The 26,101-nt window shown below is 62.0% G+C and carries 23 protein-coding genes; 13 read left to right on the forward strand and 10 right to left on the reverse strand.

Annotated features, from left to right (window positions below):
* The first annotated feature begins 93 nt into the window (after window positions 1-93).
* From AC5SSZ_RS10715 to AC5SSZ_RS10725, 3 genes are all read left to right on the forward strand, one after another.
* Complete coding sequence (locus AC5SSZ_RS10715; protein ID WP_495438167.1) at window positions 94-216, forward strand: DUF6538 domain-containing protein; 123 nt, start codon at window positions 94-96, stop codon at window positions 214-216.
* 459 nt (window positions 217-675) lie between these two features.
* The gene (locus AC5SSZ_RS10720) at window positions 676-1,908 is read left to right on the forward strand and encodes a class I SAM-dependent methyltransferase (RefSeq protein ID WP_495438168.1); all 1,233 of its coding nucleotides are present in this window, start codon (window positions 676-678) and stop codon (window positions 1,906-1,908) included.
* Window positions 1,909-2,170: 262 nt separating this feature from the next.
* The gene (locus tag AC5SSZ_RS10725; RefSeq protein WP_065272991.1) at window positions 2,171-3,463 is read left to right on the forward strand and encodes an O-acetylhomoserine aminocarboxypropyltransferase/cysteine synthase family protein; all 1,293 of its coding nucleotides are present in this window, start codon (window positions 2,171-2,173) and stop codon (window positions 3,461-3,463) included.
* Window positions 3,464-3,551: 88 nt separating this feature from the next.
* Here the strand turns inward: AC5SSZ_RS10725 and AC5SSZ_RS10730 are convergent, their stop codons facing one another.
* Window positions 3,552-4,271 (reverse strand): SIMPL domain-containing protein, encoded by a 720-nt coding sequence (locus AC5SSZ_RS10730; RefSeq protein ID WP_495438169.1) that lies wholly within the window; start codon window positions 4,269-4,271, stop codon window positions 3,552-3,554.
* A 144-nt stretch (window positions 4,272-4,415) separates the two neighbouring features.
* Between AC5SSZ_RS10730 and AC5SSZ_RS10735 the strand changes: the two genes are divergently transcribed.
* On the forward strand, window positions 4,416-7,187 hold the full coding sequence (locus AC5SSZ_RS10735) for a hypothetical protein (protein ID WP_495438170.1): 2,772 nt from the start codon (window positions 4,416-4,418) through the stop codon (window positions 7,185-7,187).
* 236 nt (window positions 7,188-7,423) lie between these two features.
* Here the strand turns inward: AC5SSZ_RS10735 and hppD are convergent, their stop codons facing one another.
* The gene (gene hppD / locus AC5SSZ_RS10740; RefSeq protein ID WP_274830076.1) at window positions 7,424-8,524 is read right to left on the reverse strand and encodes a 4-hydroxyphenylpyruvate dioxygenase; all 1,101 of its coding nucleotides are present in this window, start codon (window positions 8,522-8,524) and stop codon (window positions 7,424-7,426) included.
* Window positions 8,525-8,668: 144 nt separating this feature from the next.
* On the opposite strand from hppD, the gene AC5SSZ_RS10745 reads away from it, so the two are divergent.
* The 3 genes from AC5SSZ_RS10745 (at window position 8,669) to AC5SSZ_RS10755 (ending at window position 12,392) form a co-directional block, all read left to right on the forward strand.
* On the forward strand, window positions 8,669-9,124 hold the full coding sequence (locus AC5SSZ_RS10745) for an Lrp/AsnC family transcriptional regulator (RefSeq protein ID WP_065272987.1): 456 nt from the start codon (window positions 8,669-8,671) through the stop codon (window positions 9,122-9,124).
* Between the two features lie 61 nt (window positions 9,125-9,185).
* Window positions 9,186-10,406, forward strand: a complete 1,221-nt coding sequence (locus tag AC5SSZ_RS10750) for a PAS domain-containing protein (protein WP_065272986.1) — start codon at window positions 9,186-9,188, stop codon at window positions 10,404-10,406.
* Window positions 10,407-10,511: 105 nt separating this feature from the next.
* Window positions 10,512-12,392 carry a monovalent cation:proton antiporter-2 (CPA2) family protein gene (locus tag AC5SSZ_RS10755; protein WP_495438171.1) on the forward strand — a complete coding sequence of 627 codons (1,881 nt, stop codon included), beginning with the start codon at window positions 10,512-10,514 and terminating at the stop codon, window positions 12,390-12,392.
* A gap of 30 nt (window positions 12,393-12,422) precedes the next feature.
* Here AC5SSZ_RS10755 and cobT read toward each other — a convergent pair whose 3' ends face one another.
* Complete coding sequence (gene cobT, locus AC5SSZ_RS10760; protein ID WP_495438172.1) at window positions 12,423-13,439, reverse strand: nicotinate-nucleotide--dimethylbenzimidazole phosphoribosyltransferase; 1,017 nt, start codon at window positions 13,437-13,439, stop codon at window positions 12,423-12,425.
* A 101-nt stretch (window positions 13,440-13,540) separates the two neighbouring features.
* On the opposite strand from cobT, the gene cobS reads away from it, so the two are divergent.
* A complete protein-coding gene (gene cobS / locus AC5SSZ_RS10765) occupies window positions 13,541-14,296 on the forward strand; it encodes an adenosylcobinamide-GDP ribazoletransferase (RefSeq protein ID WP_495438173.1) in 756 nt (251 codons plus the stop codon).
* 4 nt (window positions 14,297-14,300) lie between these two features.
* Here cobS and AC5SSZ_RS10770 read toward each other — a convergent pair whose 3' ends face one another.
* The 6 genes from AC5SSZ_RS10770 to AC5SSZ_RS10795 all read right to left on the reverse strand — a co-directional run bounded on the left by AC5SSZ_RS10770 (window position 14,301) and on the right by AC5SSZ_RS10795 (window position 20,420).
* On the reverse strand, window positions 14,301-15,074 hold the full coding sequence (locus AC5SSZ_RS10770) for an ion channel (protein ID WP_495438174.1): 774 nt from the start codon (window positions 15,072-15,074) through the stop codon (window positions 14,301-14,303).
* Between the two features lie 129 nt (window positions 15,075-15,203).
* Entirely contained in the window at window positions 15,204-15,719 is a 516-nt protein-coding gene (locus tag AC5SSZ_RS10775) for a CarD family transcriptional regulator (protein ID WP_065272981.1), read from the reverse strand.
* Window positions 15,720-16,076: 357 nt separating this feature from the next.
* Entirely contained in the window at window positions 16,077-16,415 is a 339-nt protein-coding gene (gene fdxA / locus AC5SSZ_RS10780) for a ferredoxin FdxA (RefSeq protein ID WP_065272980.1), read from the reverse strand.
* 63 nt (window positions 16,416-16,478) lie between these two features.
* Window positions 16,479-16,853 (reverse strand): RNA-binding S4 domain-containing protein, encoded by a 375-nt coding sequence (locus tag AC5SSZ_RS10785; RefSeq protein WP_065272979.1) that lies wholly within the window; start codon window positions 16,851-16,853, stop codon window positions 16,479-16,481.
* Between the two features lie 7 nt (window positions 16,854-16,860).
* A complete protein-coding gene (locus AC5SSZ_RS10790) occupies window positions 16,861-19,815 on the reverse strand; it encodes a helicase-related protein (protein ID WP_274832970.1) in 2,955 nt (984 codons plus the stop codon).
* Window positions 19,816-19,841: 26 nt separating this feature from the next.
* A complete protein-coding gene (locus tag AC5SSZ_RS10795; RefSeq protein WP_065272977.1) occupies window positions 19,842-20,420 on the reverse strand; it encodes a tetratricopeptide repeat protein in 579 nt (192 codons plus the stop codon).
* 101 nt (window positions 20,421-20,521) lie between these two features.
* On the opposite strand from AC5SSZ_RS10795, the gene AC5SSZ_RS10800 reads away from it, so the two are divergent.
* The 4 genes from AC5SSZ_RS10800 to AC5SSZ_RS10815 all read left to right on the forward strand — a co-directional run bounded on the left by AC5SSZ_RS10800 (window position 20,522) and on the right by AC5SSZ_RS10815 (window position 24,279).
* Window positions 20,522-20,812, forward strand: a complete 291-nt coding sequence (locus AC5SSZ_RS10800; RefSeq protein WP_495438175.1) for an SCP2 sterol-binding domain-containing protein — start codon at window positions 20,522-20,524, stop codon at window positions 20,810-20,812.
* 17 nt (window positions 20,813-20,829) lie between these two features.
* Complete coding sequence (locus AC5SSZ_RS10805) at window positions 20,830-21,804, forward strand: alpha/beta fold hydrolase (RefSeq protein ID WP_495438336.1); 975 nt, start codon at window positions 20,830-20,832, stop codon at window positions 21,802-21,804.
* Between the two features lie 125 nt (window positions 21,805-21,929).
* A complete protein-coding gene (locus AC5SSZ_RS10810) occupies window positions 21,930-23,750 on the forward strand; it encodes a M3 family oligoendopeptidase (protein WP_495438176.1) in 1,821 nt (606 codons plus the stop codon).
* Window positions 23,751-23,889: 139 nt separating this feature from the next.
* Window positions 23,890-24,279, forward strand: a complete 390-nt coding sequence (locus AC5SSZ_RS10815) for a VOC family protein (RefSeq protein WP_495438337.1) — start codon at window positions 23,890-23,892, stop codon at window positions 24,277-24,279.
* A gap of 48 nt (window positions 24,280-24,327) precedes the next feature.
* On the opposite strand, the gene AC5SSZ_RS10820 is transcribed toward AC5SSZ_RS10815, so the two are convergent.
* A complete protein-coding gene (locus tag AC5SSZ_RS10820) occupies window positions 24,328-24,597 on the reverse strand; it encodes a DksA/TraR family C4-type zinc finger protein (RefSeq protein WP_274830083.1) in 270 nt (89 codons plus the stop codon).
* A 158-nt stretch (window positions 24,598-24,755) separates the two neighbouring features.
* Between AC5SSZ_RS10820 and AC5SSZ_RS10825 the strand changes: the two genes are divergently transcribed.
* A complete protein-coding gene (locus AC5SSZ_RS10825) occupies window positions 24,756-25,928 on the forward strand; it encodes a dipeptidase (RefSeq protein WP_495438177.1) in 1,173 nt (390 codons plus the stop codon).
* Window positions 25,929-26,101 lie beyond the last annotated feature (173 nt).

Here is a 26,101-nt window from a genome sequence, read left to right on the forward strand (position 1 = left end):
TTAGCCTGATCAAGGCGAGGCGTAGAACAAATTGGAGACCATTTCGCACAGCTATGTCTTCGTGAAGGAAGGTATCTACTACTTACCCCCCATATGCCGGTGGACCTCCGACAGCACTACTCTTCGGGAAAAATCTCCTACTCCCCGCGGACCAGGTCCCGCGTTATCGCTCTCTCGCGGGCAAACAGGGCTGCCTTCAAACTCCACGAAAGCTAGTATCGTCTCCGCACTCAGGATGCGGAACTCCCAGGCAACCACTTTCTTCGGCATAGTCTGACCCCGCAAGCTCCTCTCTCGTCGGAAGACGCCTCTGTCACGTATGATGTTCTGACGCTGTCGGAGGCGATGTTGACGTATCTGCGTCTCAAAGGTCAGCCGTGAACGGATCGTTCTCCTTGTCGGCTCGGCAGCATGGGCATCGCAGAGGGGCTATGGGTGGACCGATCACGCGCTGTGCTCTCCCCTGTCCCGCACAGCATTCAGAGCAAAAACATCTCAGCGCCGGACCGCGATCAAATGGACACCCCATGCCGATCAGGCCGGTCTGAGCGCCGAGACACGCGGCAGCAGTCAATGAAGCATTCACAGCTTCGTTAGTTCAGCTTTACCCTTTGTTAGACGCGTCTGCGCAATATGGGATCAATCGCATTTGCATCAAATAAGGAAATCTAAAAGTTGGCCGAAAATCAGATGCCGCATTCGCCTCAGGACAACACCTCTCAGGTTGCGCACGGCGCAGAGAAACTTGTAGAGCTCGCAAAATCCATGCCTCTGACCGATGGGGGCCGCAGGACGTCGCAGATGCTGTCCCAGGCCCTTGCGCTTGATCCCCGGAACCACGAGGCGCAGATTTTCCAGGAACGGCTGCACCAGATGTTCGTGCCGCGCTGGCATTTCCCGATGCTGGCGGATACGGCCCGCAACAGCGCCTATGCCAAGGCGATCGCAGCGAAGGTAAAACCGGGCGATGTGGTGCTGGACATCGGCTGCGGCGCCGGTCTGACGGCGATGCTGGCCGCGCGCGCCGGGGCGAAACACGTCTACACCTGCGAACAGCAGCCGCTGATCGCCGAGGCCGCAACCCGCGTCATCGCTGACAATGGTCTCTCTGACCGCATCACCGTGATCCCGAAATGGTCGCATGAGATCGTCATTGGTGAGGACATGCCAGAAGCGGCAGATGTGGTGATTTCGGAAATCGTCGACACGGTTCTTTTGGGCGAAGGCGCGCTGGCAACACTGACCCATGCCATGGGCGCTCTGGCCAAGCCCGAGGCGCGCGCCATCCCCGAACGCGGTACCCTGGTGGCGCAAGCAGTGGAAAGCGATCAGTTGCTTGATCTGTGGCGCCCGCAACGGGCGGAAGGCTTTGATCTCAGTGCCTTTCACCACTTTGCCCGCGTTGCGCAGATCACCCCGAACGATTTCGCGGCCTGCAACCTGCGCCCGCTGGGGCCGACGACGGAGCTGTTCCACTTCGATTTCACCCGGCCCAGCCTCAAACCGGCCCGCACCACGGCGGATCTGACCTGCACGGAGGCAGGCACCCTGCAGGCCGTTCTTGTCAGCTTCGAGATGGAGCTGGCTCCGGGAATCCAGGTGGACAACGGACTGGCATCTGACGGCCATTGGGGCCGAACGGCCTATCTGCTGGATCAGCCCGCCAAGGCCTGGCCGGGGCTGCAGTTTGCCGTGACCGCCCAGCATGATTCCGCACAGCTGAGCCTGTCGGTCAATGAGGACGAGCTGCGCACAAAAGTAGCCGATCAGGCTGCCGTCTGGATGCACCCGGCCTGGAACCTGCGCCCCGCACCGCAGGCGGATGCCGCTCTTGCCGCCGATGCCGCCCCGATCTGGGGGCAGACCCCTTCCAAGGGTATCGAGCATCAGGGCCCCTCTTTCCACTAGGCCCGCTTCTCACGAAGAATACCCCCATGCAGCGCCGCGGCCCCGCCCCGGCGCTGCATTCACTTGGACCGCATGTGTTTCGGAGCCAATGCCAGAGGCGCCATCCCCTTCTCACGACGGCCTCCCCGGCAAAGGCTAGGAATAATTTCCCACGACCTGCGCGGGTTGCAGGTAGCCTGTCCCGATTTCACCGGTTTGCGTTGTGTGGGCGCCCGTGCTGCCCTACACCTGTGGCAAGTCACGATTTCAGGGAGAGAGACATATGACCGATGCCCCCAGCTACGGCTTTGATACATTGCAAATTCATGCCGGTGCACGACCCGATCCGGCCACTGGCGCCCGCCAGACCCCGATTTACCAGACCACCTCTTACGTCTTTCGCGACGCGGACCATGCGGCCGCTTTGTTCAACCTGCAGGAAGTCGGCTATATCTATTCGCGCCTGACCAATCCAACGGTTGCGGTGCTGCAAGAACGTCTGGCGACGCTTGAAGGCGGCGTCGGCGCGGTTTGCTGCTCTTCCGGCCATGCGGCGCAAATCCTGGCCCTGTTCCCGCTGATGGCGCCGGGCTGCAACGTGGTTGCCTCGACCCGGCTTTATGGCGGAACCGTCACCCAGTTCAGCCAGACAATCAAACGCTTTGGCTGGTCTGCGACCTTCGTCGACACCGACGATCTGGACGCCGTGCGAGATGCCATTGATGAGAACACCCGCGCGGTGTTTTGCGAATCCATCGCCAACCCGGGCGGCTATGTCACCGACATCCGCGCCCTGGCCGATGTGGCCGACGCCGCTGGCGTGCCGCTGATCGTCGACAACACCACCGCCACGCCATACCTGTGCAACCCGATTGCCCAGGGTGCCGCGCTGGTGGTGCATTCCACCACAAAATACCTCACCGGCAATGGCACCGTCACCGGCGGCGCGGTGATCGATTCCGGCAATTTCGACTGGTCCGCCTCGGACAAGTTCCCCTCCCTGTCGGCGCCGGAACCGGCCTATCACGGGCTGAAGTTCCACGAGACCTTCGGCTCGCTGGCCTTCACCTTCCACGGCATCGCCATCGGACTGCGCGATCTGGGCATGACGATGAACCCGCAGGCGGCGCATTACACCCTGATGGGGATCGAGACCCTGTCCCTGCGCATGCAGCGCCATTGCGACAACGCCATCAAGGTTGCCAGCTGGCTGGAGCAGGATGATCGCGTTGATTATGTGACCTATGCCGGCCTGCCCTCTTCGCCCTATTACGAACGGGCGCTGGCCTGCTATCCCAAGGGCACCAGCGGCTTGTTCACCTTCGCAGTGAAAGGCGGCTATGAGGCCTGTATCAAGCTGGTCGATGCGCTGGATATCTTCAGCCATGTGGCCAATCTCGGCGACACCCGCTCGCTGATCATCCACTCGGCTTCGACCACCCACCGCCAGCTGACACCCGAGCAGCAAGAAGCGGCCGGTGCAGGCCCCAACGTAGTGCGCATTTCCATCGGCATCGAAGATCCCGATGATCTGATCGCTGATCTGGATCAGGCCCTGACCAAAGCCTGCGGTTGATCCCGCGCCGCAGTTTGCAAACACAACAAAGGCCGGGCAAATCGCCCGGCCTTTTCATATCTGGCACGTACTTTGTCCGCTACCAGTGTCATTCCAACCCCGGCACCCGCAGGTCGAAGACAACCGAGACGCTGTGTTCAAAACCAAGGCTTCCGGCCTCGACCGGCATCGACGATGAGCGGGCCATTTCCATCATCTTCATCGGACGCGGACCGCCACTGCCGCCATGTTCGGTAATCGAGCGTACCGGCCCCAGCTCCATCTCAGCCGCCTCGGCCAGTTGCCGCGCCTTGCGGATGGCATCGCGCACCGCATCGCCCCGGATCTGGTCAATGACCGCCGCGGAATCCGCAACGCCAAAGCTCAAACCTCTGAAATTATTGGCTCCGGCGGCAAGTACCCCGTCCAGAACCGGTCCCAGATTATCCAGCTCCCGCACCCGGACCGCCAGCGTATTGCTGGCAACAAACCCGGTGATCTCGCGCTGTTCCCGGCCATCGGATGTGCGCCGGGCACTCCAGACCGGATCAATCGAAATCGATTGGGTCTGCATGTCCTCTGCGGCAATGCCCGCCTCACGCAGCCCGGCAATCACCGCCGTCATGTCCTCCGACACCTGACGCATGGCTATAGCCGCCTCTTCCGCCTCGGCGGTGACGCCCAAAGTGATGGTGGCCCGGTCCGGCGCAACCTCGGTGTGTGCCTCTCCGGTGACCACGATCTGGCGCGGGCCCGCTGCCTCCGCCAGCACCGCCCCGGTGGAGCAGGTCCAGATCATCAATGATGCAAGTATCGCCTTCGTCTTCATCTCAGCGTCTCCTGTGTTGTGCCCCAAGATGGGAGCGTTTCCTTGCCACAGACAAGGGCTCTTCCCGTCTTTTCCTTTTCCTCGGCGAACTCCTGCTTTAAGGTCTGCCCGCAAGGCCAGACGGGCACTTAGCGGTCCGGGCACATGGAATTTGGATGGTTTGACCGCACTATGAAACCGGGGTTTGCTCTCTCTCTGTCTTCGGAAGGCATTGCCTTTCTGCGCCGCGCCGCCGGCGGCTGGCGCAATATTGGCAAGGTGCCGCTGAGCCACCCGGATCTGCCTCGGGCGTTGGCCGATCTGCGCACAGCCGGGGAGGCGCTGGCGGAGGGCGGCTCCACCTGTTGCAAGGTGGTGATTCCGAACGATCAGATCCGTTATCTGACCGTTGAAACCGGTACTGCCGACGCTCCCACCCGGCGCGAGATGGCGAAAAAGGCGCTGGAAGGCGCCACGCCCTACGCTGTGGCGGATCTGTCCTTTGATATCTCCGAAGACGGGCCGCTGACCCATGTGGCAGCCGTCGCCCGCGAAACCCTGGAAGAGGCCGAAGGCTTCGCGCTGGAACACGGGTTCATCCCGGCCAGTTTCGTGGCCGTACCCGGCGATATGGATTTTCTCGGGGAGCCGTTCTTTGGCGCCTCCACCGCGATCGGAGACGCCCCGATTGAGCCGGATGGCATCGCGGTTGTCGACATCGGGCCGGTCATTCCGCGGGCGCCCAAAGCCGCCGAAAAGAGCGCGCCGCAGGCCAAGAAGATTAGCGAGCCTGCCGGAAAAGAAACCGAGCCCCCCGCCGAGGCGACCCCAGTTCTCGCCGACGAAGCAGCGCCTGCAGCAGGCGCGCCGGATGAATCTCAGGAACCGGCCCCGGAGACTGTTGAGGAAAATCCAGCCGCAAAACCGGGTGTCCCTGACCAAGGCGCCGACAAAGACGCTGTTTCCGTTGTTGATACGCAGGCGCCCCCCCCCGATGATGGCAAGACCGAGGCCCAGCCTCTACGCCCCGAGGACAAGACTGCCGGGGATAAGTCCCCGCGGGTCGAAATCTCTGCGAAGGCTGGCGCCGAGGGCGCAGCAGAGGAAGACCCCGGCGAAGATCAGGGACCGGCCATGGGTTTCAGCACCCGGCGCCGGAAGGCCGACAGCGGCGCTGCGGCCCCTGCCCTCGCTGGCGCCACCCGCGCAGCACCGACGCCGGTGGCCGATCACAAGATCACCGCTCAGAAAGGGGGTCAGGGACCGCAGAAAACCGGTACCCCCGAGGGGCCTGCCGCTCCGGTCTCTAAGAAACAGCCCGACTCTGCCAGCGCGGCGCCTGCAACCCCGATCACGCCACCGCCAGGCCAGCCGCAAAGCGGCAAAAGCGAGAGCACAGTTCCGGGTTTGCTGGCCCGCCTGTTGGGACAGAAAGCCGGATCCGGAAAACCGGCACCAAGCCGCGCCCCGGCAAAACCGCGCAACATGGGACTGGTCCTGACGGTCCTCTTGGTGGTTTTCATGGTGACCGTCGCCGCGCTCGCCTATGTGTCCCCGGGCGGATTGTTTGGCCGGTTCTCGGATCAGCCCGCTGCCGAGGATACCCCCCTGCGTGGCAGCACCCCGGAACCGGCAGCGGAACCAGAGGCACCGCAGCCAGGCGATGCAACTCCGGCAGAAACCACAGTGCCAGAGATGCCGGACGAAGCACCTTCTGTGCCGCTGGCCTCCGCGGAGCCTGCTGAAACCACACCGGCAGATGTATTGACGGCAGACACCGAAGACCGGCCCATTGCGCCGCAGGTCAGCGCCCTGCCGGACCAGCCGGACCCGGGTGTGACCTTCCTTCCCGACACCGAGGACACCCCCGGTACCGCAGACGCGCAGGATCAAGCCGATATCGAGACCGCACGGCTTGACCCCGAAGCCATCGCCGATGGTGTGCTGGATGACACCGCGACCGAAACAGAACCTGAAGCTCTCAGCGCCGAAGACCGCGCCTTGGAGCAGGCCGCGCAATATGCCGCCACCGGCATCTGGCAGGCGGTGCCCGAAATCGCGCAGGTCCCGGCGGTGGTGGATCTGGACGGTATCTATGTGGCCTCGATCGACGATACCGACCTGTCGCAGGACGCCGTCGCGCTGCCACCGCAACCGGATGCGAGCACCGATGACGCCCCGGATGTCGTCAGCTCTCCCGCCGCCGCAGGCAGTGCCATCGCGCTGGATCGGCGCGGGCTCGTCGAAGCCACGCCCGAAGGCACCGTGAACCCCGACGGCGTGATGGTTTTCCTGGGCCGCCCGCCAGTCGTGCCACCGCCTACACCGGAACGTATCGATCCCGCCGTGGCCGAGGCGGCAGCAGCCGCTGAGGCCGAAGCGGCCCGGCTTGAAGCCCTGTCGCAACTGCGCCCGCGTGCCCGGCCCGCCGACCTCACCGAACAGGTGGAACGGGCACAGCTGGGCGGGCGCAGCCGCGCCGAGCTGGCCAGCCTGCGCCCGCGCATCCGCCCGGCCTCGCTGAAGACCGAAGAACAGGAAAGCCAACCCGCCACGGCACTGGCTGTTGCCACCTCTGTCACCCCGCGGGCGCGGCCGACGAATTTCTCCAATATCGTTGACCGGGCTCAGCGCAGCACAACAGCCGTGGCCACCGCCGCAGCCGTGCCTGCCACCGTCACCCCGCGCCTGCCGAGCTCGGCCTCGGTGTCGCGGCAGGCCACCATCACCAATGCGATCAACCTGCGCCGCCTGAACCTGATCGGCGTCTATGGCACCTCTGCCGACCGTCGCGCACTGGTGCGCCTGCCGAGTGGCCGCTATCGCAAGGTCCAAGTCGGCGACCGTCTCGACGGTGGTCGTGTGGTCGCCATCGGCGATGCCCGGCTGCAATACCAGAAAAGCGGCCGCAACCACACGCTGGAAATGCCCGAGTAATACTGGCCTGCAGCCGGTTCTTTCCGCCGTTCCTCCCTGCCCGCCCAAAAACTCCTCACGAAGGCATGCAAGAGCCAGTGTTGCGCTGACCACCTGGCATCATGTCCTCTACCGGACATTCACATGCGCTCCCGACATGAAAAAACCGGCTCCCAAACAGGAGCCGGTCCAATCACTCTTTACACAATCAGACCAGACCGCGAGACCGCCAAAGGCAGCCCCGGATCCGCGCCGGATTACTCGGCGGCCTGGATTTCGCCGTTGTTGATCTGCTCCTGCTCGATGGATTCGAACAGCGCCTTGAAGTTGCCCTCGCCAAAGCCATCGTCGCCCTTGCGCTGGATGAATTCGAAGAAGATCGGGCCGATCACGGTCTTGGAGAAGATCTGCAGCAGGATCTTGGTCTCACCGCCATCCACGACGCCTTCGCCATCGATCAGGATGCCGTGTTTTTTCATGCGCTCGATCGGCTCTTCGTGGCCCACGACGCGGTCATGGCTGAGGTCATAGTAGGTTTCCGGCGGGGCCGGCATGAAGTTGATGCCACGCTCGGAAATCTCGTCGGTGGAGTCGTAGATATTCTCGGTGCCCACGGCGATGTGCTGGATGCCTTCGCCCTTGTACTTTTTCAGGTAGGCGACGATCTGGCCGGTCTCGCCACGATCCTCGTTGATCGGGATACGGATGCGGCCGCAAGGCGAGGTCAGCGCGCGGCTCAGAAGACCGGTGAATTTGCCTTCGATGTCGAAAAAGCGGATTTCCTTGAAGTTGAACAACTCGCCGTAGAACTTGAACCACTTGTCCATGTTGCCCTTGTAGACATTGTGGGTCAGGTGATCGAGATAATAGAACCCCACGCCGCGCGGCTTGGATTGTTTCAGCCACTCGAATTCCTCGTTGTAGGGCGAGGTCTCATAGTACTGGTCGATGAAGTAGATCAGCGAGCCGCCGATGCCCTTGATCGCGGGCACATCCATGGTCTTGTCATCGCCTTCATAAGGCTCGGCGCCCTTGGCAACAGCGTGATCAAATGCCTTTTGCGCATCCACAACGCGCCAGCCCATCGAAGGGGCGCAGGGGCCGTGCTCTTCGACGAACTTCTCGGCAAAGCTGCCCTTTTCGGCGTTCAGGATATAGGTGATATCGCCCTGCTGCCACAGCTCGATCCCCGGCTTGGTCTTGTGGCGGCCCACCAGCTCGTAGCCCATCTTGGTGAAAAGGTCGCGCAGCTCCTGCGGCTCCGGACTGGCGAATTCGACGAATTCAAAACCATCGGTGCCTGCGGGGTTCTCTTCGCTGATGACGGATTTCGGGGCATTATGCGGGAACGGTCCCATGGGTGCTCCTCCTGATTGCGCGTTTCAATTCTGCTCTAAAGATAGCGCGTTCGATACGCAGTGTTTGCGCATTCATCGACCTCTTGCTAGGATTTCATGCGCAATGACCGCATGCTTTCCAATCTTTTCGGGAATACCACGCATATGCTCGATTCTACCGACACCCGCCTTCTGGCCGCGTTGCAGAAGAACGCCCACCTCACAGCACAGGAGCTGGGGGAGCTTTTGAACCTGTCACCCAGTCAGGCCGGACGGCGGCGGCAAAGGCTGGAGGCCGAAGGGTATATCCAGGGTTACGCGGCGCGGCTGGATGCGGCGAAACTGGGGCTCGCGGTGCAAGGATTTGTACAGGTGCATCTGGGCAGCCACGGCCCGGAACAATCGGCCAGCTTTGCCCGGCTGGTCAGCACCCGGGCCGAAATCACTTCAGCCTGGACCATGACCGGCGAGGCCGACTACCTGCTGAGGGTCTATTGCCGCGACCTTGAGGCGCTGAACACGCTGATCCACGATGTTCTGCTGACACACCCAGCCGTTGCGCGGGTGCAAAGCCAGATCGTAATGGCGCAGTTAAAACGCGATGCGCCCCTCCCGACTTAACGATACGGGAAGATTCTCACGCTAAAGATGCATTGCGCATGCCTAAAGCTGGGAACACCTAATGTCATTTGTCGACCGCCGTATTGAAACCCGCCCGTCCAGCGGAGAAGCCCCGTTCAAATTGAACGAAGTGTTCTTCTCTCGCACCGATAAGCGCGGAGTTATTGAGGCCGGAAACTATATTTTCCGGCGGGTTGCCGATTACGATTGGCCTGAACTGATCGGCGCACCGCACAAGGTGATCCGCCACCCGGATATGCCACGTGGCGTGTTCAAGCTGTTCTGGGACACCATCAAGGCCGACAAAACCATCGGCGCCTATGTCAAGAACCTGGCCAAGGACGGCCTGTACTATTGGGTCTTCGCCGTCGTGGTGCCCCACAAGGATGGCTATCTCTCCGCCAGGATCAAGCCGACCAGCCCGGTCTTTGAGGAGGTACAGACCATCTACGAGACGATGCGCCTAGCGGAAGAGCAGGAAGGCCTCTCCCCCGACGAAAGCGCCGAGATCATGATGGAATGGGTGCGCAGCAAAGGGTTTGAAGACTACGATCAATTCGCAGCCCATGCTCTGTGCGAGGAATTCAAGGCCCGCGATGCGGCCCTCGGGAACCCGGTGGACGAAACGCTGCTGGCGCTTGCCCGAATGCTCGACAACGCCCAGGTCCTGGTTGATCAGACCGAAGGTCTGGTCAAGGATTTCGACGCTATGCACACGATCCCCCACAATCTGCGGGTCATTGCATCGCGTATCGAGCCCGCCGGCGGTCCAGTCACCGTCCTGTCCCAGAACTACGGTTCCATGTCGCGAGAGATGTCCGATTGGTTCGCCGCCCATGTGATGGGCGAAAACAGCACCTTTGCCACCATCAAATCCACCGTCAACACCAGCCTGATGGTGCAATGCATCACCCGCATGCTGCAGGAGTGCGACCAACAGCTGAGCATGGAACGCCGCGCCCTGGGCGAGATCGATATGGCGCATGAGCGCGCCGTTCTGAAGCAGATCGTGAATGACCAGCTGGACCGCAAACGCGTGGGCCAGGAAGACGTCAACCGCGAAGCAGACAGAATCATGCACGCCTGCCAGGTCATGCACCGCCAGTTCCTTGGCCTCAGCTCGACCCGGGTGCTGTGCAAGATCGAAAGCGCACGCCTCCCGGAATCGGGCGAAACGTTGTCGGACATCATCGACCAGCTTGGCGTCTTCCAGCGCCGGATTTCCGAGCGGCTGGAGCGGATCGAGAAACTGTCCGGCGACATCCGCATCCACGAGAAATAACACCATGCCCGGGCCTGTCGCGGAACAGGCGCAATAGGCCCGGCCTACATCCCCAAGCTGCCCTAACCCGTTGCCAAGGCGGCTGTCGCTTGCCATACCTTCGGCATGGACGCGTTTCTCTACCAAGCCTCGATTTACCTCGCCGCCGCCGTCATCGCGGTCCCCATCGCAGCGCGCTTGGGGCTCGGTTCGGTGCTGGGATATCTTGCAGCCGGCATCCTAATCGGACCAGTCTTCGGCTTTGTCGGCTCTGAAACCCAGGACCTGCAGCATTTTGCCGAATTTGGCGTCGTGATGATGCTGTTCCTGATCGGCCTGGAGCTTGAGCCGCGGGCACTCTGGGCCATGCGGCACAAGCTATTGGGTCTTGGCGGTTTGCAAGTCCTGTTCAGTACCCTGGCCCTGATGGGCGCTGCCATGGCCGCCGGGGAGCCTTGGCAGGTGAGCCTTGCAATCGGCCTCGCGCTATCGCTTTCTTCGACCGCGATCGTGCTGCAGACCCTGTCAGAAAAGGGCCTGATGCAGACCGGCGGCGGGCGGGCCAGCTTCTCGGTGCTGCTGACGCAGGATATCGCCGTCATTCCGATCCTTGCTTTCCTGCCGCTGCTGGCGACCACCGGTGGCCCGCAGATCGGCTCCGACGGGTCGATCCAGCGCGCCGCCGAGGCCGGTCACGACGGTGGGCATGGCTCGCTGTCTCTGGTCGAAGGCATGCCCGGCTGGGCCGTGACTTTGATCACCATTGCCGCGGTTGCCTTTATCATCCTGGCCGGGATCTATCTGACCCGACCGCTGTTCCGCTTTATTCATGCCTCCAACCTGCGGGAAATGTATACCGCGCTGGCGCTGCTGATCGTTGTCGGGATCTCCTTCCTGATGACGCTGGTCGGCCTGTCCCCGGCGCTTGGTGCCTTTCTGGCCGGTGTGGTTCTGGCCAACTCCGAGTTCCGGCACGAGCTGGAAAGCGACCTCAACCCTTTCAAGGGCCTGCTTCTGGGGTTGTTCTTCATCACCGTCGGCGCCGGGATCAACTACCGCCTGTTCCTCGCCAGCCCCGGCGATCTGATCGGCCTCGCGTTGCTGGTGATCGTCGCCAAGGGGCTGGTGCTCTATTTCGTCGGCCGCGCCTTCGGCCTGCGCCGCCGGGCGCATTGGCTGTTCACACTGGGGCTGGCGCAAGCAGGTGAGTTCGGCTTCGTGCTGCTTGCCTTTTCCCGGCAGCTCAACGTTATCCCACCCGCCCTGTCGGAAAAACTGTTGCTGATCATCGCCCTGTCGATGCTGATCACGCCGCTGCTGTTCATTGCCTATGACCTGTTGTCCAAACGGTTGGGCGAGGCGCGGGTGGAGCATGCCCCGGATGAAATCGACGAGGAAGGCCCCGTGATCATTGCCGGCATCGGCCGATTTGGCCAAATCGTCAACCGGCTGGTCCGCGCCAGCGGCTTCAAGACGGTGCTGCTCGACAACGACATGGAAGCCGTTCAACTGATGCGCCGTTTCGGCGTCAAAAGCTTTCTTGGCGATCCGACCCGGCCCGAGCTGCTGAAGGCCGCCGGCATTGCGAAGGCCAAGATCCTTGTGGTGGCGCTGGATGATCCGGAGAACACCGTGAAACTGGTGGACTATGTACGGCGCAACTACCCCGATATCCACATCATCGCCCGGGCCTATGACCGGCATCACGTTTTCGATCTGTATCAAGCCGGTGCCAATGACATCGTGCGGGAAATGTTCGATAGCTCCCTGCGTGCCGGGCGTTACGTGCTGGAGCGGATCGGCCTCAGCGAATATGAGGCCGCGCAGGCGGAACAGACCTTCTATGCCCATGATCGCCTGACCATCCGCGAGCTGGCCAAGCACTGGGTGCCCGGCACTCCGGCCAGTGAAAACAAGGCCTATATCGCCCGCGCGCGCGAGCTGGAAAAGGATCTGGAGACGGCCCTCTTGGAACTGGCCGAGCAGAAGGACCAAAAGTCCTCCTGATCCCGGCCAGATCGCCCGGCTGATGGGCCATCAGCCGTCGGTAACGCCCGCCTCTGCAAAGGTCGCCATGCCGCTGTGGCAGGCGATTGCGCCCTTCAGGATCTGAATCGCCAGAGCCGCACCAGAGCCTTCGCCAAGGCGCAGTCCCAGTGTCAGCAGCGGTTCCTTGCCCAGCTTGTCCAGCAGCATCACATGCGCCGCCTCTGCGCCCTTGTGGCCCGCCACCGCATGATCGAGCGCACCCTCATGCGTTTTCAGCAGGCAGGCTGCTGCGGAACAGCAGATATAGCCATCCAGGATCACCGGAATGCGCAGCATCCGGGCCGCCGCGATGGCACCGGCCATGGCGGCAATCTCACGCCCGCCAAGACATGCCAGCGCATCCAGACCATCCTTGATCTGGGGGCCATGCAGGGCGACACCTTCGGCCACCACCCGGCTCTTGTTGGCCAGCCCGGCATCATCGACGCCGGTGCCGCGCCCGGTCCAGTCGGCTGCAGCGCCGCCGAACAACGCGCAGGACAGGGCCGCCGCGGCGGTGGTGTTGCCGATGCCCATTTCGCCCACCACCAGCAGATCCGCCGTGGGGTCCACCGCCTCCCAACCCGCCTGCAAGGCGCTGAGCAGCTCAGCCTCGCTCATCGCGGGGGCCTTGGTGAAATCCTGCGTTGGCCGGTCAAGGTCCAGCGCATGCACATCCATGCGCGCTCCGGCGAATTCGGCGAGCTGATTGATCGCCGCCCCGCCATGTTCGAAATTCAGGACCATCTGGGCGGTCACCTCGGCCGGGAAGGCCGACACACCCTGCGCCGTCACGCCGTGATTACCGGCAAAGACGATCACCTGCGGCGCGGTTATGGCCGGTCGGTCGCTGCCGCGCCAGCCCGCATACCAGATCGCAAGGTCCTCCAGCCGCCCCAGTGCCCCGGGTGGTTTGGTCAGCTGCCCATTGCGCGCCTCGGCGCCCTGCGTTGCGGAGGCATCTACTGCCGGTGCCGCACCAAGCTGGGCACGAAAGTCATCAAGAGAAGATATCTGGGGCAGCATGGATCAGCCTCGTTGCATAGGGTTACGGTACGCGGGTAAAGCGGTTGGGCACCTGTTTAACCGCTCGCCCCCCCGCTGCAAGTCCCGCAAGAGGCCCGCAAATGCGAAAAACCGACATCCGCGCAGCCGACATTCCCCTGGCGCTGGTTCTGCTGACCCGCCTGCCCCTGCCGCACCTGTCGGCAGAGACGTTCAAACGGCAATCGGCAGCGGTCTGGGCCTTTCCGCTGGTGGGCGTCACCGTCGCCTTGCCCGCCGCGATTGCGGCCAGCCTGGCCCTCACGCTTGGCCTGCCGCCGTTGGTTGCCGCCGGGCTAGCGCTGGCAGTGCAGATCCTGCTGACCGGCGCCATGCACGAGGATGGCCTAGCCGACACTGCCGATGGGCTGTGGGGCGGGTTCGAGCAGGCACGTCGGCTAGAGATCATGAAGGACAGCCAGATCGGCACCTATGGGGTGCTGGCGCTGATCCTTGGGCTGGGGCTGCGCTGGGTGGCGCTGGCCGCCCTTTTGGAGACCGCAGGCCCCTGGCCGCTGCTGGCGCTGGCCATGCTCAGCCGGGCTGCCATGCCGGTTCTGATGTACGCCCTGCCCCATGCGCGCGCCGATGGCCTGTCCCGCAGCGTCGGGCGCCCCCGCGCCCTGCCCGTTTTGCTGGGCGGGGTTCTGGCACTGGGTCTGGCGCTGCCATTCATCGCCTTGTCGCAGCTCTTGGCCGTGGCCGTGATCATGGCGCTGGTCACGGCAGGTCTTGGCGCGCTGTCGCGGGCCAAGATCGGCGGTCAGACCGGCGATATTCTGGGCGCGACCCAGCAACTGTGCGAGCTTACGGGCCTGCTGGTTTTGCTGGCGCTCTGAGGGGTCACTCGACGCCGGTGGTCAGGATCTTCAGCTGTTCGCCGCAATGCTTGCAATGGACCGCGTCGATATCGTGCCGCGTCAGGCCACAGGTAGGACAGGTATAACGCACCTTCTGCGGCTGAAAGATCGCCTGCGCCAGCCGCACGAACAGCGCCACGCCCACCACCATGACAAAGACCGAAAACATCTTCCCCGCCGGAGAGGCCATGGTGATATCGCCAAACCCGGTCGTGGTCAGCGTCGCAACGGTGAAATAGAGCGCATCCACATAGGGCGACTGGGTCTGAGTCTCATCGATAAAGAAGATCAGCACCGCCATGGCGGTGGCAAAGATGAACACGAAGAGGTTGACCCCCGCCAGAAGCGCATCCTCGTTACGGCGAAAGAACTCGCTGTCGCGGCGCAGGTCGCGGAGCAGATGGTAGGAATGGATAAGCCGCAGCGCCCGCAGGATCCGCAAAAAAGCCAGGCTGCCGGAGAACAACGGATCCAGCAGCAGGGTCATGATCACCGTCACATCGGCCAGCGTATAGATCTGCCACAGGAAGGCCTTGCGGTTACGGGCGATCCACAGCCGCGCCGCCAGATCCAGCCCGATGATAACGCCGAGCAGCTGGCTGATCGCGATCAGCATCGGGCCATGATCGACATGCGCCGTGGCAATGAAGAACAGGATCGACAGCGCATCAAAGATAATGATGCCATAGCGGAACCGCACCGCACCGGGCGAGGCGCCCTCGTAAAGGGTGTTGATGCGTTTCTTCAGGTTCTGCATGCCCGCTGTGCCCCTGCTCTACCCCAATCCCGGCTCAACAGAACATCCGGAAAAACAAAGGGCCGCGCAACCCGGCGCGGCCCTTTGTTTTTGCATGTGTCTTTCGGTGTCCGGCTGTTTCCGGCAGCCTCAGGCCGCAGCAGCGCGTGAGGTCAGAACCTCATCCACCTGTTTGGCGGCCGAGATTTCGTCACCATCGGCAACGGCAGCCACTTCGCGGGTCAGACGCTCCAGCGCCGCCTCATAAAGCTGACGCTCGGAATAGCTTTGTTCACGCTGATCGTCGGTGCGGTGCAGGTCGCGGACCACTTCGGCGATGGCGATCAGATCGCCGGAGTTGATCTTCTGTTCGTATTCCTGCGCGCGGCGGGACCACATGGCGCGCTTGACCTTGGCCTTGCCCTTGAGGGTCTTCATGGCCTGGTTGATCACATCGGGAGAGCTGAGCGAGCGCATGCCCACTTCGACCGCCTTGTTGGTCGGCACTCGCAGGGTCATCTTGTCCTTTTCAAAGGTGATTACGAAAAGCTCCAGCGCAAAGCCGGCCACTTCCTGCTCCTCGATCGAGATGATCTGGCCGACACCATGCGCCGGGTAAACCACATACTCATTGGGGCGGAATTCGAGCTTCTTCGATTTTGTCATACAGGTCTTTCCTCGCAATAAGCCGGATGCATGTTCCGGCACGACAACGACAAAGAGTGGTCACCGGCTCACTTACAGTGATCCGCGCGCCACGCGATAGTCGCAGAAAATCTGCCCGTAATGCATGAATGGGCATTCAAACAGTCGGGCAACATCTCGTGTTCTGTTCATCTCAGAGGAAGATCATACCACAAAATCGGGGTATTCGGAAGGCACCCTTACAACGCCGGGCAAACACCTGCGTGTTATAGGCGATTCGGACCTGATCCATGCGTTTCACACGCCGCCACACCCAAATGAGGCAAAAGCCCGCGAATCGCGTGAAAACCAGAGGATCAACTGGCAGAGCTCGCCTGCTCAGCCGCCCTCGCCAGGAGCTTCGGAGAAGTATTTCTCCATCTTGCCCTCTTCGCCGTCGCGGTCTTCTGCGCCGGGCATCGGGTCTTTCTTGGAGACGATCACCGGCCACATCTCGGAATACTTGCGGTTGAACTCAACCCATTTGTCCATGTCCGGCTCGGTATCTGGGCGGATCGCGTCGGCTGGGCATTCCGGTTCACAGACACCGCAGTCAATGCATTCATCCGGGTGGATGACTAGCGTGTTCTCGCCTTCGTAGAAACAGTCTACAGGGCAGACCTCAACACAATCGGTGTATTTGCAGGCGATGCAGTTTTCCGTAACGACATAGGTCATAGTGCCAGGTCCCGTTTTCTGTTTGGCGTCTAGCTAATCCAGAGCGGCGCCATCTTCAAGATGTCAATGGATGTCGCCCCTGCGGGTAAGATCAAGCGCCCTACGAGATTTCTTATCAGGGCGGCCCTTTCCCTCAAAGCGCGGATTGGCCGGAACGCTTTCCTGCTTTTCGGTCATATCGAAATACAGGGTTTGCGCCTCGGGCGCCGGTCCGCGCCGTTCGCCGATGGCTTCGACCCGGACAACCCGAATCTGCCGCCCCTGCGGAAAGGTCAGAACGTCACCCGGGGTGACGTTCTGAGCCGGTTTCGAGATCTTGTCGGCATTCAGGCGGACGTGACCGGCGCTGACCTGTTTCGCGGCCAGGCTGCGGGTTTTGAAAAACCGCGCATGCCACAGCCATTTATCGATACGGATCTTTGCCGCGCCCTCCTGCATGGCCGGATCAGTCGCCCTGTTTCAGCCCCATCAGCGCCGCGGCGAAGGGGTTGTCGGGATCGATCTTCTTTTCCTTCTTCGGCGGGCGGGCCGAATAGGTCTTGCCGCCCTGCTGCTGAGGACGTCCGCCTTTCTTGCCACCGGGTTTGCCGCCACCAGCGCCGCCTTTGGCACCGCGGGGTTTGCCCTTGCCGCCACCGGCATTGCCACGGGCGTCCTGGCCTTGCTGGCCACGGCGCTGACCGCGGTTGCCGCCCTGACGGGCACGACCGCCCCAGGTGAAAGTATAGAAGATCTCGACTTCAGGCGCCTCGACAGAGGCATCTGCCGCTTCACCCACCGGGGTTTCATTCTCGGCGACCTCAGGCACGGGTTCTTCCGCTGTAGCATCCGAACCGGTTTCCGCAACCGGCGCCACACCTTCGTCGGCGATGGCGGCGGCTTCAGGCACGACATCTGCGGCAGGCGCAGCGCCCTCACCCGCAGGCGCAGCGGCCGGGGTATTTTCCGCGTCCGCCGCAGCATCCATGACAGGCTGGCCTGCCGCGGGCGTGCCGGTTTCAGCGACAACTGCATCCGCCGGTTTGACCTTTTCGCGTTCGCCCTTTTCGGCGCGATAGCCAAGGCCCTGCATCAGGTCCGCGAATTGCTCCAGCGTCATGCCGGTGATCGACAGCATGTCGGGCTTGGCTTCGAAACCACCGCGGCTGTCTTCGGCGCGCAGCATGTCGGCCAGGCGTTCCAGCATATCGATGCGGATCATCCGCTCACCCGCTTCGCGGTAGCCGGACATGGTGTCATAGCCCTGCGGTGCGTCTTTCAGCGCGGGCACGGTCACCAGACCCGGAGGCGGTGCCTCGGGGAAGTCCTGCAGCCCGTTTGCCAGCGACCACAGCACCAGACGCAGACGCGTAGGCGCCGGTTTCAGCAGCAGCGGCATGAAGATGGTGAACTGACCGAACCGCACACCGTGCTTGCGCAGCGCGCCACGGGCGTCCTGGTCCAGATCCTTGACCTCCTGCGCGACGGTGTGGCGGGGCAGCAGGCCCAGCGCCTCGACCATGCGGAAGGCAAAACCACGGGCCAGCCCGTTCAGTTCCTCGTCCTTTTGCAGGTTCAGCAGCGGTTCAAACAGCGACTGGACCTTGCGGGAGATGAAATGCTGCAGGCGGCGTTCGACCTTTTGCGCAACCTCGGTCCCGGCTGCATCGTCGACAAAGACCTGCACGCCAGGGGTCAGCGGATCGGCACCGGCGACCAATTTGCCGATGGCGCTATCGCCCCACATGAGGCCACCCTGTTCGGTAAAATCAATTTCGGTATCGGGCGCATTGTAGAACCGGTCTGCCCGCAGATGAAAATGCGGAGCGAGCGCCTGCAAAGACGCGGATTTCAACGCCTTCGCTTCAGCACCTTCTGCGCCCTTGTCAGGCGAGAACCGGAACCCTTCGAGCCGTCCGACGAATTCGCCTTCGACGGTCACTTCACCCTTGTCATTCACTTCGGCCAAAAGGGCCTCCTTCTGCTTGAGCCGGCGCAAGAGCACGGATGTGCGCCGGTCCACAAATTTTTCAGTCAGACGTTCGTGCAATGCGTCCGACAACCTGTCTTCTACAGCGCGAGTCTCATTCCGCCAATGGATTTCGTCACGCAGCCAGCCTTTCCTTTGTGCCACATAGGTCCATGTGCGGATAAATGCCAACCGTTTGGACAAGGCATCGATATTTCCGTCCGTCCGGTCGATCCGCTTGATCTGTCGGGCCAGCCAATCGTCGGGCACGACGCCGCCGCCATGCAGGTGATTGAAGATCCCCCGCAACAGCGACGCATGTTCGGCATGGCTTATACCACGGAAATCGGGAATCCGGCAGACATCCCACAACAGCCGCACGGAAGGCGCATTGGTAGTCCGGGCCAGAATATCGGGATCCTGCGACAATGCTTTCAGCGCGCCAAGGTCATCGGCCTCGCGCGCCTTCATCAGGAATTCATCCTGCGGCGCTGCCTCAAGCGAGCGGATCAACGCCTCGACAGTACCGAATTGCAGCGCGGAGGAGCGCCAGTTCAGCTTTTTCAGCGGCGTGAAACGGTGCTCCATGATCGCCTGCGCCGTGCCTTCATCCAGCGGGCGGGCATCGCCGGTCACCCCGAAGGAGCCGTGGCTCATCCCGCGCCCGGCGCGGCCTGCGATCTGGGCCAGCTCGTTTGCTGCCAGCGGCCGCATGCGGCGGCCATCGAATTTGGAGGTCGAGGCAAAGGCGACATGGTCGATATCAAGGTTCAGCCCCATGCCGATGGCATCGGTAGCCACCAGGTAGTCGACCTCTCCATTCTGATAGAGCGCCACCTGCGCGTTACGGGTGCGCGGGCTGAGCGCCCCCATCACCACCGCGGCGCCGCCCTTTTGACGGCGGATCAGCTCGGCGATTGCATAAACGTTATCGACCGAGAATCCGACAATAGCGGTGCGCGGCGGCATCCGGCTGATTTTCTTCGATCCGGCATAGACAAGATCGGACATCCGTTCCCGGCGCACGAATTCCACACCCGGCACCAGCGCTTGAATCGGCCCGCGCATGGTATCGGCGCCCAGAAACAGCGTCTCATGGGTGCCTCGCGCCCGCAGCAGCCGGTCGGTAAAGACATGGCCTCGTTCCGGATCGGCGCAAAGCTGGATTTCGTCGATGGCGAGGAAGTCACAGCCCATCCCCTCCGGCATCGCCTCAACGGTGCAAATCCAGTATTGCGCGCGCGGCGGCACGATCCGCTCTTCACCGGTCAGCAGCGCCACCACCGACGGGCCGCGCGCCGCGACGATCTTGTCATAGACCTCGCGCGCAAGCAGCCGCAGCGGGAATCCCATGATCCCCGTCCGATACCCCAGCATCCTGTCGATTGCGTAATGGGTTTTGCCGGTGTTGGTCGGTCCCAGGACCGCCGTCACCCGTGATGCGTTTGCCATAGCACCGCCCCTGCCCCGGTCGGGGCCTAGAGTTCCTTGCCCTCGACCAAGGGCGCCAATCGGTCGAGCGCCTTGGTTACTTCCTGATGCGTCGGATGTATAGCCTTGGCGCGCAAATAGGCGGCATAGGCATTCTGGGGATCGCGGAACTGTTCAAAGATGGTGCCCAGCGCGTAGATCGCGTCGTAATTATTGGGGTTCAGCGCCAGCGCATGCTCCAGATCCGCGACCGAGGGCCCATAAAGGCCGATGACGAAATAGGCGCGCGCCCGCTCATACCAGCCGCGCGCGAATCCCGGCGCGTGATCGGTCAGCGCGGTCAGATGCTCGATTGCCTCTTGCGTGTCGCCCCGCTCCAGCGCCCGGACGCCGCGCGTCAGCAGCAGATCCATCGCGGGCGAGCCGCTTTTGCGCCACAGCGCCTGCAGCTCACGATCGATGGCAGCGGCATCGGTGGGATCGGCCACCGACAGCTCTGCCAGTAGCGTCGCCTCATCCGGGGCACCGGTTCCGACCTGTGCCAGAACCGCCGAAGGCAGGGAAAACGTGACTGTCAGTGCCGTTGCCGCCACGATAGCTTTGAGGTTCGGAACATTTGCAACCATGATGACCCTCAGTGTAACCCCGTGCATCGCATTTTCCAGTGCCGTAGACGAAAGCTTCACATAAAAGTGCGATGCCCCTGCAAATGAGCGAGGAAGACCCGATGAGCGACACCCTGAAACAAGCCGCCGCAGCCCTGAATGAAAAACTAGATGCCGCCGGTTTTGACGGTAGCGCCAAGTTCCAGATCGAAGACATGGGCGCGATCGTGCTGGACAGCGACGGTGCACGGATCAGCGACGAAGAAACCGATGTCACCATGTCCGCCGATGCCGAAACCTTTGAGGCGATCCTGTCCGGTGAACTTAACCCCACCAGCGCCTTCATGACCGGCAAGCTGAGCGTTGACGGCGACATGGGCACCGCGATGAAACTGGCCTCGGCCCTCGCCTGACCACACCGACCTGAATGATGGAGACCCGCCCTATGGATCTGACCCCTGCCCCGTATTTTCGCGATATCGCCGATGGTCCGGAAGGGGGAGAAGCCCATTGGGTGACCACCGAAGATGGCCTGCGCATCCGCGTGGGCCATTGGCTGCCCGATGGTCTGCCGCGCGAGGCGATCAAGGGCACGGTGCTGATCTTTCCCGGACGCACCGAATATATCGAAAAATACGGCCCTGCAGCCATCGACCTGGGTCGGCGCGGCTTTGCGACGCTGGCCGTGGACTGGCGCGGACAGGGGCTGGCCGACCGGATGCTGGACGACCGGCGTCTTGGCCATGTTCAGCATTTCCCCGACTTTCAGCAGGACGTCGCCGCCGTGGTGCAACTGGCGCAGCAGCTTGACCTGCCGAAGCCCTGGTTCCTGCTGGCTCACTCCATGGGCGGCGCCATCGGGCTGCGTGCCCTGATCGAAGGGTTGCCGGTCAAGGCCTGCGCCTTCACCGGGCCAATGTGGGGGATCCAGATCCCCGCCGCCATGCGCCCCGTCGCACGCATCTTAGGCGCTTTGGCGCCGCATCTGGGTTTCAGCGCAATGCGCGCGCCCACCACGACCAAGGGGCATTACGTGCAATCCGCCCCCTACGAAGGCAACACTCTGACCAATGACGCAGACATGTACCGGTTCATGCAGGAACAGCTGGAGGCCCAGCCGGATCTGACACTGGGCGGGCCAACCGTACATTGGCTGAGCGAAGGACTGCAGGAATGCGCCGCCCTGGCCCAGCGCCCCTCTCCGGCGCTACCCTGCATCACCTTCCTTGGCAGCGACGAGCAGATCGTAAACACCGACGCCATCAAGGACCGCATGCAGCGCTGGCCCGGCGGCGAGCTGGATCTGGTTCAGGGTGCCCAGCACGAGGTGGTGATGGAAGGTCCAGCCATCCGCCATCACACCTTTGACCGCATGTGCGCCCTCTTTGACCAATACCGGGGCTGAACGCCCCCGGCTGATGGGCGGCGCCGCTGATCGCTTGTGATCCCCCGCGCCGCTGCTTAGATGTCAATCGAATGGCACGGCGCGGCTGTGCCTCATCTTTTCACATGACGCTTCAAGGAGGCCCCATGTTTCAACTGCCTTTCCCCGTTCGTGACGCCAATGCCGGTGGAGGCTCTGACGCCTTCGGCAATCTGCCCGAATGGGATCTGACCGATCTTTACACCGCTGATGACGCCCCCGAACTGGCACGCGATCTGGATTGGCTGGAGCAGGAATGCAGCGCCTTTGCCGCCGATTACGAAGGCAAGCTGACCGATCTTGATGCGGCGGGTCTGCTGGACTGCGTGCTGCGCAACGAGAAAATCAACGCCATCGCCGGGCGCCTGATGTCCTATGCGGGCCTGCGTTATTACCAGCTGACCACTGATGCAGACCGCGCCAAATTCCTGTCGGATTGCCAGGAAAAGGTCACCGTCTTCACCACGCCATTGGTCTTCTTCACGCTGGAGATCAACCGTATCGAAGATGACAAGCTGAAGGCGCTGTTTGCCGCCAATGCGGATCTTGCCCGTTATGAACCCGTCTTCCGCCGCATCCGCGCGATGAAGCCGTACCAGCTGTCGGACGAGCTGGAAAAATTCCTGCACGATCTGGGCGTGGTCGGCGACGCCTGGGAGAAGCTGTTTGACGAAACCATCGCCGGTCTGACCTTCACCGTAGACGGTGAAGAAATGAACATCGAAGGCACGCTGAACTTCCTGACCGACCAAGACCGCAGCAAACGCGAAGCCGCGGCACGCGAACTGGCGCGGGTCTTTGCCGAGAACATCAAGATCTTTGCCCGCGTCCACAACACGCAAGCCAAGGAAAAGGAAATCGTCGACCGCTGGCGCGGCATGCCCTCGGCGCAGATGGGCCGCCATCTGGCCAATGATGTCGAACCCGAAGTTGTCGAGGCCCTGCGCGAAGCCGTCGTGGCCGCCTACCCCAAGCTGTCGCACCGCTATTACGAGCTGAAGCGCAAATGGCTGGGTCTTGACCGTATGGAGGTCTGGGACCGCAACGCGCCGCTGCCGATGGAAGTCTCCCGCACCGTCGGCTGGGACGAGGCCCGCGACATCGTGATGGAGGCCTATGGCGCCTTTGATCCGCGCATGGCCGAAATCGCCGATCCCTTCTTCAACAAGGGCTGGATCGATGCGGGCGTGAAACCCGGCAAGGCGCCGGGCGCCTTTGCCCACCCCACTGTCACCGATGTGCACCCCTATGTCATGCTGAACTATCTCGGCAAACCGCGCGATGTGATGACCCTCGCGCATGAGCTGGGCCATGGCGTGCATCAGGTGCTGGCCGCCGGTCAGGGCGAAATGCTCTCCTCCACCCCGCTGACGCTGGCAGAAACCGCGTCCGTGTTCGGCGAGATGCTGACCTTCCGCAAGATGCTGGAAAAGGCCAAGGACCAGAATGAACGCCGCGTGCTGCTGGCGGGCAAGGTCGAGGACATGATCAACACGGTCGTGCGCCAGATCGCATTCTATGATTTCGAATGCAAACTGCACGAAGCGCGCCGCGGCGGAGAGCTGACCCCGGATGACATCAACGCGCTCTGGATGTCGGTGCAGGCGGAATCTCTGGGTGAAGCCTTTGATTTCATGGAAGGGTACGAGACCTTCTGGGCCTATATCCCGCATTTCGTCCACTCGCCCTTCTACGTCTACGCCTATGCATTCGGCGACGGGCTGGTGAACGCGCTCTACTCGGTCTACGAGGAAAACCCCGAGGGCTTCCAAGAGAAGTATTTCGACATGCTGAAGGCGGGCGGCTCAAAGCACCACAAGGAGCTTCTGGCGCCCTTTGGCCTTGATGCCTCGGATCCCAAGTTCTGGGACAAAGGCCTGTCGATGATTTCCGGCATGATCGACGAACTGGAGGCGATGGAGGATTGATCCATCGCGTCAGGCGGGTGCCCAGCGCCCGCCTGATCGTCCGCTGTGCGGACTGAGCGGACATTGCGCCTTCACCTCAACCTTACTTGAGACATTAAGTTGGATGCAAAAGCGTTTCTGGATAGTCGGAGTGGTCGACATGGACTTAAATCAAGTATTGATCGAAGTGCAAGATTTTCAGGAGAGTATCGAGTTTTACACCAAACTTGGACTCCGTCTGATCGTTTCCGAAAGAGGCGAATACGCTCGTTTCGAAATGCCATCAGGTTCGGCAACCTTTTCGATCTACCAATCAGGTCAAATAGCTGTGGGAAACACCGTCATTTACTTTGAGGTCGATGATGTGGATCAGAAGTTCACTGAGTTGCGTGAACGCGGTATCGCCTTCAAAGGCGAACCCAAAGACCAAACGTTCAGATGGAGAACGGCCCATCTAAATGATCCCAGTGGGAATAAGCTGTGTCTGTTTCATGCTGGAAATGAGCGTCGTTTCCCTACCTGGAGGCTTTCTGAGAAGCCTGTTTCTTGAACATGCCTGTGGTAGGTGTGGGCTCAAAGCAGCCATCTGCCCCCGCGATTACTTCAACTGACTGTCCTTCGATCCGCGCCGGTTGATGCCGCCGCGCTGCGCCTTTGCTCCGTCGCGCTCTTCCTGACAATCGATGCATAGCTTCACACCCGGGCGGGCCAGGCGGCGTTTTTCGGGAATCTCTTCTTCACAATCCGCGCAATGGGTCAGACTTTCGCCGACGGGCTGTTGCTGCGCTTTCATCCGCGCCAGCTCATCGCTGATCGAGGCTTCGATCTGCTCGCTCACCGCGCCGTCGCGCGCCCATCCACCTGCCATATCACGCCCTCCCGCGTCCTGATGCGAAGACCCGCAGCCTAGGCGCCCAGACCGCGCGGGGCAAGCCGGGCGGCTGCCCCGACGTTTTCCTTGCGCCCTGCCCTGTCCGCAGTAGCCTGCCAGCAGTTTCTTTGAGCAGATTTTGGGGAGGGTATTTCATGCGAAAACTTGCAAAATGGCTGGGACGGCTGGTGGTCCTGCTGGTCGTGGTGGTGATCGGCGTACTGATCTTTGTGCCGGGCTATATCGAAAATGGCCGCAACGTAGTGGCCGATCACGATCCCTACCCCGTCAGCGACGAGGCGGCCGAGCTGCACAAGACGCTGCTGATCGGCGATCTGCATGCCGATCCCCTGCTGTGGAAACGCGACCTCACCAAGCGTGGCAACAGGGGGCAGGTGGATATCCCCCGCCTGATCGAAGGCAACGTTGCCTTGCAGGTCTTTACCGCCGTCACAAAATCCCCCGCTGGTCAGAACTATGACCACAATGAAACCGACGCGATGGACAATATTACCCTCTTGGCAGTGGCACAGATGTGGCCGATCCGCACCTGGGGCTCGCTTTATGAGCGCGCCGTCTATCAGGCGGAAAAACTGCACGGGTTTGAAGAAAAGTCGGACGGCAAGCTGCACATCATCAAATCCGAAGCCGACCTTGATGCGCTGCTGGAACGCAAGCTGTCGGGCGAGGCCGTGGTTGGAGGGATCCTTGGTATCGAAGGCGCGCATCCGCTGGAAGGAAACCTCGACAACCTGCAGGGCTTGCAGGATGCCGGGTACCGGCTGGTGGCCTTGCAGCACTTTTTCGACAACGCGCTCGGCGGATCGCTGCACGGCGCCAGCAATGCCGGGCTGACCGATTTCGGACGCTCGGTTGTACAAGCCGTGGTGGACCGGGGGCTGATCCTTGATCTCGCCCATTCCAGCCCGCAAGTGGCGCGTGATGTTCTGGAGATGACCGATATTCCGCTGGTCGTCTCCCATGGCGGCATTCACAAGGACTGCCCGGTCAAACGGAATTTCCAGGACGATCTGATGCGGGAGATCGCGGCGAAGGGCGGGGTCATCGGTATCGGCTACTGGAAAGATGCGATCTGCGATGACAGCCCTGCGGGCGTCGCCGCCGCGGTGAAGGCCGGGATCGAGGTCGTTGGCGCGGATCACGTCGCGCTGGGGTCGGATTTCGACGGCTCGGTCGAGACCACATTCGACACCTCGGAACTTGCCGCCCTCACCCATGCCATGCTGCAGGCGGGCCTGACGCCCGAACAGATCCGTAAGGTCGCCGGGGAAAACATGCTGCGGGTGATCCGGGCCCGGCTGGACTGATCCACCGCTGCGCCGGAAAAAGACAACGTTGCATCGCGCCGCCCCCTCGCCGGGGCGGCGTTTCTCGTTCTGGCCGGCAGATCTATCTCGCGGATTCAGCCTGCCGGCGCACCCGCGGTCAAATCCCGACAAAACTAATCAAGTATTTGAATTTACACATTTTTCTTGACCCA

Source organism: Phaeobacter sp. CC-HEC084, assembly GCF_059429255.1.

Coding starts and splice junctions, on each gene's coding strand:
- AC5SSZ_RS10800 (WP_495438175.1), top strand. CDS start 20,522: ATGAGCGACACCCTGAAACAAGCCGCCGCAGCCCTGAATGAAAAACTA.
- AC5SSZ_RS10745 (WP_065272987.1), top strand. CDS start 8,669: ATGCTCGATTCTACCGACACCCGCCTTCTGGCCGCGTTGCAGAAGAAC.
- cobT (WP_495438172.1), bottom strand. CDS start 13,439: ATGCTGCCCCAGATATCTTCTCTTGATGACTTTCGTGCCCAGCTTGGT.
- cobS (WP_495438173.1), top strand. CDS start 13,541: ATGCGAAAAACCGACATCCGCGCAGCCGACATTCCCCTGGCGCTGGTT.
- AC5SSZ_RS10820 (WP_274830083.1), bottom strand. CDS start 24,597: ATGGCAGGTGGATGGGCGCGCGACGGCGCGGTGAGCGAGCAGATCGAA.
- AC5SSZ_RS10785 (WP_065272979.1), bottom strand. CDS start 16,853: ATGCAGGAGGGCGCGGCAAAGATCCGTATCGATAAATGGCTGTGGCAT.
- AC5SSZ_RS10715 (WP_495438167.1), top strand. CDS start 94: ATGCCGGTGGACCTCCGACAGCACTACTCTTCGGGAAAAATCTCCTAC.
- AC5SSZ_RS10730 (WP_495438169.1), bottom strand. CDS start 4,271: ATGAAGACGAAGGCGATACTTGCATCATTGATGATCTGGACCTGCTCC.
- AC5SSZ_RS10775 (WP_065272981.1), bottom strand. CDS start 15,719: ATGACAAAATCGAAGAAGCTCGAATTCCGCCCCAATGAGTATGTGGTT.
- AC5SSZ_RS10725 (WP_065272991.1), top strand. CDS start 2,171: ATGACCGATGCCCCCAGCTACGGCTTTGATACATTGCAAATTCATGCC.
- AC5SSZ_RS10810 (WP_495438176.1), top strand. CDS start 21,930: ATGTTTCAACTGCCTTTCCCCGTTCGTGACGCCAATGCCGGTGGAGGC.
- fdxA (WP_065272980.1), bottom strand. CDS start 16,415: ATGACCTATGTCGTTACGGAAAACTGCATCGCCTGCAAATACACCGAT.
- AC5SSZ_RS10825 (WP_495438177.1), top strand. CDS start 24,756: ATGCGAAAACTTGCAAAATGGCTGGGACGGCTGGTGGTCCTGCTGGTC.
- AC5SSZ_RS10795 (WP_065272977.1), bottom strand. CDS start 20,420: ATGGTTGCAAATGTTCCGAACCTCAAAGCTATCGTGGCGGCAACGGCA.
- AC5SSZ_RS10815 (WP_495438337.1), top strand. CDS start 23,890: ATGGACTTAAATCAAGTATTGATCGAAGTGCAAGATTTTCAGGAGAGT.
- AC5SSZ_RS10790 (WP_274832970.1), bottom strand. CDS start 19,815: ATGGCAAACGCATCACGGGTGACGGCGGTCCTGGGACCGACCAACACC.
- hppD (WP_274830076.1), bottom strand. CDS start 8,524: ATGGGACCGTTCCCGCATAATGCCCCGAAATCCGTCATCAGCGAAGAG.
- AC5SSZ_RS10750 (WP_065272986.1), top strand. CDS start 9,186: ATGTCATTTGTCGACCGCCGTATTGAAACCCGCCCGTCCAGCGGAGAA.
- AC5SSZ_RS10805 (WP_495438336.1), top strand. CDS start 20,830: ATGGAGACCCGCCCTATGGATCTGACCCCTGCCCCGTATTTTCGCGAT.
- AC5SSZ_RS10755 (WP_495438171.1), top strand. CDS start 10,512: ATGGACGCGTTTCTCTACCAAGCCTCGATTTACCTCGCCGCCGCCGTC.
- AC5SSZ_RS10770 (WP_495438174.1), bottom strand. CDS start 15,074: ATGCAGAACCTGAAGAAACGCATCAACACCCTTTACGAGGGCGCCTCG.
- AC5SSZ_RS10735 (WP_495438170.1), top strand. CDS start 4,416: ATGGAATTTGGATGGTTTGACCGCACTATGAAACCGGGGTTTGCTCTC.